Genomic DNA, 9568 nt, shown 5'->3' on the forward strand with positions numbered 1-9568 from the left:
TTCTCATAAAACGCACACTTTTATTGTTGCTTATGAGTCAACATCCAGTCCCCTCATAACCCCATATTAAAAGAAAAGAAAGAGTCGCTATTTCTCTGCGATACATGGCTTTGCAATAAAGGAAAACATATTGCTCCTATCTGATTGGTGTAATCTATGAAACAAGAAAAGAAGCCCATTGGAGAAAAATATGCCCAATTAGAGAAGAATGTAAAAATAGAAAACCAACGAAATGCAAAAACAATTGCAAGAAGATAAATGCCTAAACTTTTTTCACAAACTCCGACTTTAAACTCATCTGACCGATCCCAGGAATTTTGCAATCGATATTATGATCCCCATCCACCAAGCGAATATTCTTTACCTTCGTCCCCCCTTTTAAAACAGATGAAGCGCCTTTTACTTTCAGATCTTTTATCACCATAACGGTATCTCCGTTTGTTAAAATCTGACCATTGGCATCATAAACAGTATTGGCAAGAACCGTATCATCGTTTTTTTGTGGCCATTCATGTGCGCATTCAGGACACACAAAATTTTCACCATCTTCATAAGTATAAAGACAATCACAACGAGGACATTTGGGATATTGGGTCATAAATTCCCCTTTTTTAGAAAAAACATTCATTATGACTGGTCATAAAGCAAGAAGTGCTTATTGTCCATTATTTTAGAAAAATGTTTCCCTTTGTTTCAATCCTCATCTGCCAACTGTATTCATGAATGCTATCATCACATACTATACACAAGTTTATAAAAATGATTGATCATTATACAACTCAAATAAGCCCCCGCATATCATAAAATTTACTCACTGCATTCTCTCTAATAAATTAATCAAAATCATTTTCTTATACATCACCAATGCAATTAACGAATGGATAACAAAACAATTAGAAAAGGAACATCTCTGAATAAAACGTTCTCAGAGAGCTAAAAACTATTGCAGCATTGAGAAACAAGAAAATGATGTCCCCAACTTAACCTTTTATTTAAGTAAAGATAACAGTCATAATGTTAGAGAACAGACTGATTTATGATCATAGTTAATGGTTTTGTATATTGAATGAGAGCCGATAAATAAGCTGAGATTCTCTCAACCCCTTTTACATTGAAACAACCAAAGCCTTTTGTTTGCATGTTACAAGCAGGAAAATCCGTGTAAAACGATTATCCAAAATACTAAATACTCTCAAATATAAGAGCCAACATTGAAAGCGGGCAAAGTGAATAATGGTGCCGTCTTACTCTCTCATAAGCGTAAAAATGGTGCTGCTCAATGGATGGATGGCCGGTTATCCCTTTCAAAGCAACACGCATAAGATGCGTTTTTAGTGTCTTGAGAGAGAAGATTCTTTAAAACAAACATATGAAATGTGCAACAATGATCGTATTTTGTTTTGTATGAGAAACATTTCCCTATTAAACAAAAATTGCTATCAAGCCATTGAGCAAACCCATTGGACATAAATGATCCGATTATGCTCGATTATAATTTCCTACAGCATTTAGTTTTAAGAATCCCTCAGTTTTAGGAATCCGATTGATATGTAAGAGAGGAAAAACAAGTCTCGCCTAAAAATAGAGTTAAGCTCTCCCTTATGCACATAAAATCACACCCCTAAAATCACATCCATGTGATCAATCATCATACTTTTACAAAAAAACATTCCAATGATCTTAGGTGATAATATCAGGACGATCTCGCCCCAATGCTTGTTGTATGTTTAACAGTTTTAGTGCTACCTGTTGCAAAGGTTGGAGAACTTCTTGCGGATTAAAATTGTGTTTGCGCGGATCACTTTCATACTGTTCAAAATAAAGTCGTAAAGTAGCACCTAGCGTCCCTGTTCCCGACAAACGAACCACCAACCGTGCTCCATTCTCGAAAAAAATACGTATACCTTGCCGCGTGCTAACGCTCTGATCAACGGGATCATGATATGTAAAATCGTCTGCTTTTTTGACGAAAAATCCAGAAATTTCAGTTCCTGCATGTGGTAAGTGCGCACGCAAATGCTCTAGTAATGCCAAAGCTTTATCTGCTTCGACTTCTTCATAATCATGCCGTAACGTGTAAAAACGCCCATAGGTGGACCAATGCTGTTGAACAATCTGTGCGACAGTTTTTTCTGTTACCGCTACAAGATTTAACCAAAATAGGACAGCCCATAAACCATCTTTTTCGCGGATGTGATGAGAGCCCGTTCCAAAGCTTTCTTCACCACAAAAGGTTACTTTTCCCGCATCCAAAAGGGTTCCAAAAAACTTCCATCCCGTTGGCGTTTCAAAAAAATTTAATCCGTGTTTTTCCGCAACCAGATCAGCAGCACGTCCCGTCGGCATAGAGCGCGCTATCCCCACAACACCTTTTCGATATCCTTTAATAAGGTGTGCATGTTCAGCCATAATAGCCAAAGAATCCGAAGGCGAGACAAATTGTTGACGTCCAATAATGAGATTACGATCTCCATCACCATCAGAGGCTGCGCCAAGATCTGGTCCTTGCTCTGACATCAATAAATCATAAAGGTCCTTAGCATAAACCAAATTGGGATCTGGATGACCGCCTCCAAAATCTGGCAAAGGAATACCATTAACCACCGTCCCTTCAGAAAATCCTAAGCATTTTTCAAAAATTTCATGGGCATAAGGCCCTGTTACCGCATGCATGGCATCAAACCGTAAAGTAAGACCTCGAGCAACAGCCTTGGCAATACAGTCAAAATCAAAAAGCTCCTGCATCAAAGCAACATAATCAGCGACAGGATCAATAATATCAATCCGCATGGCTCCCATAAAGATCGTACCTTGCCTATCTAAATCAATATCTGGTGCTTCAAGAATTTTATAAAAGGAAAGACGTTGCGATGTTGCAAAAATAGCATCACATAAAGAATTAGGAGCCGGTCCACCATTGGAAACATTGTATTTGATACCACAATCTCCCTCTGGACCACCAGGATTATGGCTTGCAGAAAGAATAAGTCCACCATGGGCATGAGTTTTACGAATAAGATGCGAAACAGCAGGTGTAGAAAGAATACCGCCCCTTCCCATTTTAATACAAGAAACACCATGCGCCGCCGCCATCTTCAACACAATCTGAAGAAGAGTACGATTAAAAGTGCGCCCATCCCCCCCAAGAATCAACATTTTTCCTTCAAGAGGCCCAATGTTATCAAAAAGAGACTGTATAAAGTTTTCTACATAATGGGGTTGTTGAAAAACAGACACTTTTTTGCGCAAACCAGACGTTCCCGGTTTTTGCCCCTCAAAAGCCGTGGTTAAAACTGTCTTTATGGTCATATCAATACCTTTATATGATTTCCTATAATTTTAAGGTGAAGAGTATCCAAAGTCGACCATTAATTCTACTTGACGGAAGTGTGAAATATTTGCACACTCGTTAGAAGTAAGAATTTTTAAAGAAGCCCTTTTGTTTAAAACGCTTTTTGCCATATGTTTTTAAATACGAAGGCTGTTTTAAAACAAAATTTTCGTAAAAGAATACAGGAGCATCATGATGATGAAAAAAACAGTTCCCGATGTAACATTCCACACACGTGTACGCGATGAATCAATGGCTGGAGACAATCCTTATCGGTGGCAAGAAGTTAACAGCGATGCTTACTTTAAAGGAAAGCGTGTTATTCTTTTTTCTCTTCCTGGAGCTTTTACCCCTACTTGCTCAACCTTTCAGCTGCCTGATTTTGAAAAACTCTATGATGAATTTAAACAAGCGGGTATTGATGAAATTTATTGCCTTTCCGTCAATGATGCTTTTGTCATGAATGCTTGGGGAAAAGCACAAAATATCAAAAACGTGAAGTTAATTCCCGATGGCTCTGGTGAATTCACACGCAAAATGGGTATGCTGGTTGCAAAAGACAATGTTGGGTTCGGCATGCGATCATGGCGCTATGCAGCTGTTATTAATGATGGTGTGGTTGAACAATGGTTCGAAGAAGCAGGTTTTTCAGATAATTGTGCAACAGATCCTTATGAAGTTTCTTCACCACAACATGTTTTAAAAGCCTTGAAAAGCTAATTCCCCCAATCGTCTATTTAAACAAAATTTTACGACACAAATTTTCTGAGGAGGAAGATTTGTGTCGTTGACTTTTTACAACATCTATTCGTGAAAACAGACACGATAAGTTGATTGTACGCCTTCTGTGAGAAAAGATTACAGCAATAATTTTTTCAATAAATATTTTATGTTTTAACTGCTTTGAAAAAGTTTGAAAAATTGCTGATGAAAAATCTGGACCCGTTGTGGGGCTAAAAAATCAAAGAGTTAAAAGCTGTTGCACGCTATCAAAAAATGGGGATGCAATTGCCAAATGCGCAAATTCATGCAAAACTCTCTCAGAAACATCAAGGACTAACGTATTGATGAAATATGCAAGATCAATGCTAAATTTCTCATACTGAGAAAAACTTTGTATTAAACAATACTTTGATTTTTCTCATATTGAATGAGAGGAGCCGAATATCATAAGATTGTTTTATTTTATCCCTTCTTATATTGAATCCCTTAAAACTATTTTCTTGCTCATTAGCAAGCGGGATTGGCATATGAATAAACGATTAAAAAGAGTGAAAATACCTCTCGTAAATGCTTTCAAAGGCGAAAGCTGTGAACATCAAGACTACAAAGTTCACAAAAGCATCAAGAAAGAAAATACAGATCAAACATTTGTTTGAAGAGGTGCACAGTTCAAATTAACTTATGTCTCATAAAAAGAAGAAAATATGGCATAAAAACCGCTCTGCATAAAGAACCGTTTATAAAGAAGATTCAATCAAAAAAAATCCCGCAAACATTCCAATTCACATACCATAAACAGACTCATTGCTGTTCTCATAGCCATTTATTCTAAGCTTTTATTTTTCTCTAAGAGAAAAAAGGTTAAAGGAGTTGTTTATTCGGGTATTCTACCGTAAAGTGTGCTTCTATCTCTTCCTCTTCATCGAACTCAAAATCTTCATCACATTCAGGAAGACCAAAAATATCTGGATTGATGAAATAACAATCTTTTTTTGTCCCCTTCGCTACAATTTTATTTGTTTCTAATTCTTTGATACCTTCTTTAAAACTTTCAAAATTAAGATATTCTGGTTCTTGAATTGAAAGATCGCAAGTCAAAAATTCTTCAAGAATATCATGATCCAATGTTATCTGATCAAACCATAAGTCCACATCATCCCCCTCATCTAACATTTTCCCTACCTGCCACAACATCACAAAAAATGCTTTCATACCACTAAATGATAACCCAAAAATCATACGCCGACACGACGAGGCGCCTGAAAAGGTAATTTGCGGAAGATCTTCAAATCCGAAATTTGAAGGAGGAAGTTTAAATGATTTTCCAATATTCTCAGGTCTTTCAAGAATAAAGGGATTTCGTTCATAGAGCAGAGTAAAATCATATTGGACCATTTTCATTTCTCCGTTAAAGAATTGACTTTATGAAAAATGCATATTATCAGTAAGTTACCATTATGGCAGCTTACAATTCATCCAAACATGCTCCTGTAAAAAATTGTTCGATTTAAGTCATTCCATTGTTTTTTGAAGCTTAAAAAGTCTTTTAGGATAAAACGCTCTAGTTCTTCCTCCTTTTGCAATAAGGCTAAATTTTGTAATGTCTAAGAAGAGAACATCAAAGGATTTGATACTCATAGATGAGAATTCAAAGATGAAGCCAATATGAACTTGTCAATATTTTTATAAACTTTTGGGAAAGCGTTGCGTGAAACCTTTTAATTTTCTCAGAGTTTTTGTTCGTTACAATTTTTTGGCTCATTTTAACGCATTATCATCGCATCCTCAGAAGGGCACGTTTTATAGCAAATAGTGCTTATTTATCTCTTAAAAATCTCTCTTTTATGCCGCACGCACTTCAAAACCCCGCTTTTGAACGCGTGCACCAACACGTATAAACGAGCAAAGCACAAATTTTAAAAATTGAATTTCAAATTTCCAAAATATTTCGAACAATCACTTCGATAAAGACTTTTACCATTATCATTTTTGGGCGGCTAAAATATCCTGTACTGTTTTGATCAATTGATCTTCATCAACCGTCACTTGTGCTGGTCGACTTTCACGCCATGTTTGATTATCCTTAATTTCATGAGACAAACGCGCCCCTTCAATCAAATCTTTAATCTGTATTTTTCCGCTCTCACGTTCTTGTGAGCCTTGGATAACCACACAAGGCGCTTGGCGTCGATCTGCATATTTCATCTGCGCTTTTATCCCCGATGCCCCCAAATAGAGCTCAGCACGAATTCCCGCACCACGCAACTGCATCACCATTTTTTGATAACCAGCAACCGCCTCTGGCTCTTTATCCATCATCAGCACCACAACCGGCCCTGTTGTCTCCTTCATAGGCAACTTTTCAAGATTTTGCAAAGCAGCGATCAAGCGTGAGACCCCGATTGAAAAACCTGTTGCCGGAATATTTTCACCACGAAAGCGTGCCACCAATCCATCATAGCGCCCACCACCACCAACGGAGCCAAAAACAACTTTCTGCCCATCATCATTGAAAACATCAAACAGCAACGTAGCCTCAAAGACAAGACCTGTATAATAATCCAGTCCACGCACCACCGATGGATCAATCTTGATACGATTCTGAAAGCCATTTGCTGCAAAAATTGCTTGCATTTCCTCAAGCTCACGAATTCCCTCACGCCCTTGAACATGATCACCAACCACTTCTTTAAGAGCCTCAAGCGTTTCTTCTGCTGTTTCAGCTCCAGCAGCAGTTAAGGTAAGAATACACTCAATCTCTTTTTCCTTAAGCTCCGCCCCTTTTGTAAAGTCACCACTTTCATCCAAACGCCCTTTTCCCAAAAGCAAACGCACCCCTTCAGAACCAAATTTATCCAGTTTATCAATTGCTCTTAAGACAGTTAAGCGCTTTTCAGCCTGCTCATTTCCCCCCAAACCAATTTTCTCTAAAACGCAATCGAGAATTTTTCGGTTATTCAGACGAATGGCATATTCATGATGCTGAAACCCTAATTTTTCCAAACTATCGGCTGCCATCATGCAAATTTCGGCATCAGCCGCTACCGTTGGTGTTCCAACAATATCCGCATCAAACTGCATAAATTGCCGAAACCGCCCTGGACCTGGTTTTTCATTGCGAAAAACAAAGCCAAGACGATAACTGCGATAAGGCTTTGGCAAAACTTCAAAATTCTCGGCAAAATAACGAGCAAGAGGCGCGGTAAGATCATAGCGCAAAGACATCCATTGCTCATCATCATCTTGTAGCGAAAAAACGCCCGCATTTGGACGATCTGAATCCGGTAAAAACTTACCCAGCACATCTGTATATTCAAAAATTGGAGTTTCTAGCGCTTCAAAACCATAAAGTTCATAAACTTCACGAATTTGCGCAATCATTGTTTCAGTTGCATACAACTGTGCACTTGTACGATCAACAAACCCACGGGGTAAACGGGCTTTGGTTTTTTCTTGTTTTGATAACATATTTTTCTCTAACAACAATATATATTCACCGATAACGTGTGTCTATCTTATAGAAACAAACGCTGCAATAACTTTATCAACTGAAAACTGGTAACAATATGCATAAGCTTTTGCTTTTAAAAGATGCAAACCTTTACCCTTAAGGCAATCTACTGAAAATATTTGTACTTTCAATAGGAACATAGCCTCCCGCTCAACATGAAATGCCCGCTTAACATTCAATGAAAAGACATCTGTGCTTGTTGAAAGAAACCTCAAAGCGACAGTTGATTCTTGATAAATCGGAAGCATCCCCCTCAAAATCCCTCCCTTTCAGAATTCTTCAGATTTATTACAGATGCAAAAATCCTCAAGACATCAGTGTGCTTTGCGCTTGTTCTGCAAAATGATTGATAACATTTTTTAAATCAACAATATTTCGTCCAGAATCTGTAATAGAGCGTGATACAGAGGGAATAACATTCTGCAAAAGTCTTTGTGGAAATTGATTTGCTAGTTGTGTCATTGTTCCACCTTGAGCGCCAATACCCGGAACGAGAAACAGACTATTTTTTAACTGCTCGATTGTGTCTTTTGATTCAGATCCTAATGTCGCTCCTATAACCGCACCTATGGGGCCAATATTATGATGAATAACCGAAGACTGACTATTATAATCACAAATACACTGTGCAAGATGAAGAGAGAGTGTCTGATCACCAATAAGCGCATTTCGTATTTGTTTCCCCTCTGGATTAGAAGACTGAACAACCACAAAAACCCCTGCTCCTGTTTCTTCTGCAACCTTTATCAGAGGAATAAGAGAATCAAAACCCAAAAAAGGATTAACTGTCATGGCATCCACCTTGAACGCACTACTTGGACCAAGCCAAGCCTTACCATAAGCTTCAGCAGTAGAGCCAATATCCCCCCTTTTTGCATCCGCCAGAACCAATATGCCTTGTTCGTGTGCATTTTCAATCAGTTCTTTGAGAGCTTGAAGACCTTCCACACCATATAATTCAAAAAATGCGACTTGCGGCTTTATAATACCTACTTTACCAACAAGTGCTGTTAAGAGAATATCACAAAAATCTTTTAGACCTTTATAATCAAAGCTTAGTTTCCACGATTGCAAAACTTTATGGCTCGGATCAAATCCAATACAAAGAGGTCCATAGATTTCACGATTTTTAAAAAAAGTTGAACGAAACATTTTATATCCTAACAAGGTCTCTCTTTAAACTTTTTGATACAATCAAAAAGAAAAGCATTTGTCAAAAGAATACAATAGCGAAAACACAAAGAAAGAGCTCTCTATACAAAATGTGCTTTTATTTATGAAACATAAATATATTCCCATTCGTAACGCTTATCATATGTTTATCGACCAAAACATTGTCATGAGATAAAAATTCAAATTTATGAAAGAATATAAACAAAACAGCATCTATATTATAATGACCTCATAAAGCCCTATAGGCATGCCTTGTCGTTTTCACCCCCCTTTTTTATGATCAACAAAAACTCTCTATGAACGCGCTTTAAACAAAAGTTTCAAAAGAAAATGCCCCACCATGATGATCTCGATCTTAGCTTTAGATTTTTCCTATTCCTTTTTAGCTGCTCTATATCCCTTTTGGAACATAATTAGCAAAAAGGCATTGTATCTCCAGCATATTCAAGGAGATAAAACATGGAAACTCGCATTCCTGAAAACACACCATTTGAGACGAATTTTCTAGGAGAAACATCTCTAGAAGAAAAGTATTCACTCTTTCACACACCCATTTCATGGTCCGCAATCTTTGCGGGACTGGTGACGGCTCTTGCCACCTCAATCTGCCTCTCTTTTCTGGTNAAATGGATTTCACTTCTTCATCCCCATTTGAAGGCTCTTTCCTCTCCTTTGGCGTGGGTTCTGTTATCGTTACACTGATTAGCCTAGCCTTGGGAGGCTTTGTAGCTGGACGTTTTGCTGAAACCTCAGGGATTCTTCATGGCTTTCTCACTTGGGCTCTCATAACATTGCTGATGACCCTCCAAGCCATCCACGTGGTTTCTAGT

At 37.9% G+C, this 9568-nt stretch carries 6 protein-coding genes and 1 pseudogene; 2 read left to right on the plus strand and 5 right to left on the minus strand.

Annotated features, from left to right (window positions below):
* Positions 1–262: 262 nt before the first annotated feature.
* On the minus strand, positions 263–598 hold the full coding sequence (locus ACFIMG_RS09895) for a zinc ribbon domain-containing protein YjdM (protein ID WP_273790940.1): 336 nt from the start codon (positions 596–598) through the stop codon (positions 263–265).
* Between the two features lie 1082 nt (positions 599–1680).
* Positions 1681–3309: an alpha-D-glucose phosphate-specific phosphoglucomutase gene (locus tag ACFIMG_RS09900; RefSeq protein ID WP_375678486.1), complete on the minus strand. Its 1629-nt coding sequence runs from the start codon at positions 3307–3309 to the stop codon at positions 1681–1683.
* Between the two features lie 217 nt (positions 3310–3526).
* Here ACFIMG_RS09900 and ACFIMG_RS09905 point away from each other — a divergent pair, with 217 nt between their 5' ends.
* Positions 3527–4051: a peroxiredoxin gene (locus tag ACFIMG_RS09905; protein ID WP_375678490.1), complete on the plus strand. Its 525-nt coding sequence runs from the start codon at positions 3527–3529 to the stop codon at positions 4049–4051.
* 864 nt (positions 4052–4915) lie between these two features.
* Here ACFIMG_RS09905 and ACFIMG_RS09910 read toward each other — a convergent pair.
* The 3 genes from ACFIMG_RS09910 to pyrF form a co-directional block, all read right to left on the minus strand.
* Positions 4916–5449 (minus strand): replication protein, encoded by a 534-nt coding sequence (locus ACFIMG_RS09910; RefSeq protein ID WP_375618298.1) that lies wholly within the window; start codon positions 5447–5449, stop codon positions 4916–4918.
* Between the two features lie 588 nt (positions 5450–6037).
* A complete protein-coding gene (gene hisS / locus ACFIMG_RS09915; protein ID WP_375678487.1) occupies positions 6038–7522 on the minus strand; it encodes a histidine--tRNA ligase in 1485 nt (494 codons plus the stop codon).
* Between the two features lie 349 nt (positions 7523–7871).
* Entirely contained in the window at positions 7872–8717 is an 846-nt protein-coding gene (pyrF, locus tag ACFIMG_RS09920; protein WP_375678488.1) for an orotidine-5'-phosphate decarboxylase, read from the minus strand.
* Positions 8718–9197: 480 nt separating this feature from the next.
* On the opposite strand from pyrF, the pseudogene ACFIMG_RS09925 reads away from it, so the two are divergent.
* Positions 9198–9568 (plus strand): annotated as a pseudogene (locus ACFIMG_RS09925) (DUF3792 domain-containing protein); the annotation flags it as partial.

It is taken from the genome of Bartonella sp. AP11XZML (assembly GCF_042196445.1).
In the GTDB taxonomy this organism is placed as follows: Bacteria; Pseudomonadota; Alphaproteobacteria; order Rhizobiales; family Rhizobiaceae; genus Bartonella.

Coding starts and splice junctions, on each gene's coding strand:
- ACFIMG_RS09895 (WP_273790940.1), bottom strand. CDS start 598: ATGACCCAATATCCCAAATGTCCTCGTTGTGATTGTCTTTATACTTAT.
- ACFIMG_RS09900 (WP_375678486.1), bottom strand. CDS start 3,309: ATGACCATAAAGACAGTTTTAACCACGGCTTTTGAGGGGCAAAAACCG.
- ACFIMG_RS09905 (WP_375678490.1), top strand. CDS start 3,527: ATGATGAAAAAAACAGTTCCCGATGTAACATTCCACACACGTGTACGC.
- ACFIMG_RS09910 (WP_375618298.1), bottom strand. CDS start 5,449: ATGGTCCAATATGATTTTACTCTGCTCTATGAACGAAATCCCTTTATT.
- hisS (WP_375678487.1), bottom strand. CDS start 7,522: ATGTTATCAAAACAAGAAAAAACCAAAGCCCGTTTACCCCGTGGGTTT.
- pyrF (WP_375678488.1), bottom strand. CDS start 8,717: ATGTTTCGTTCAACTTTTTTTAAAAATCGTGAAATCTATGGACCTCTT.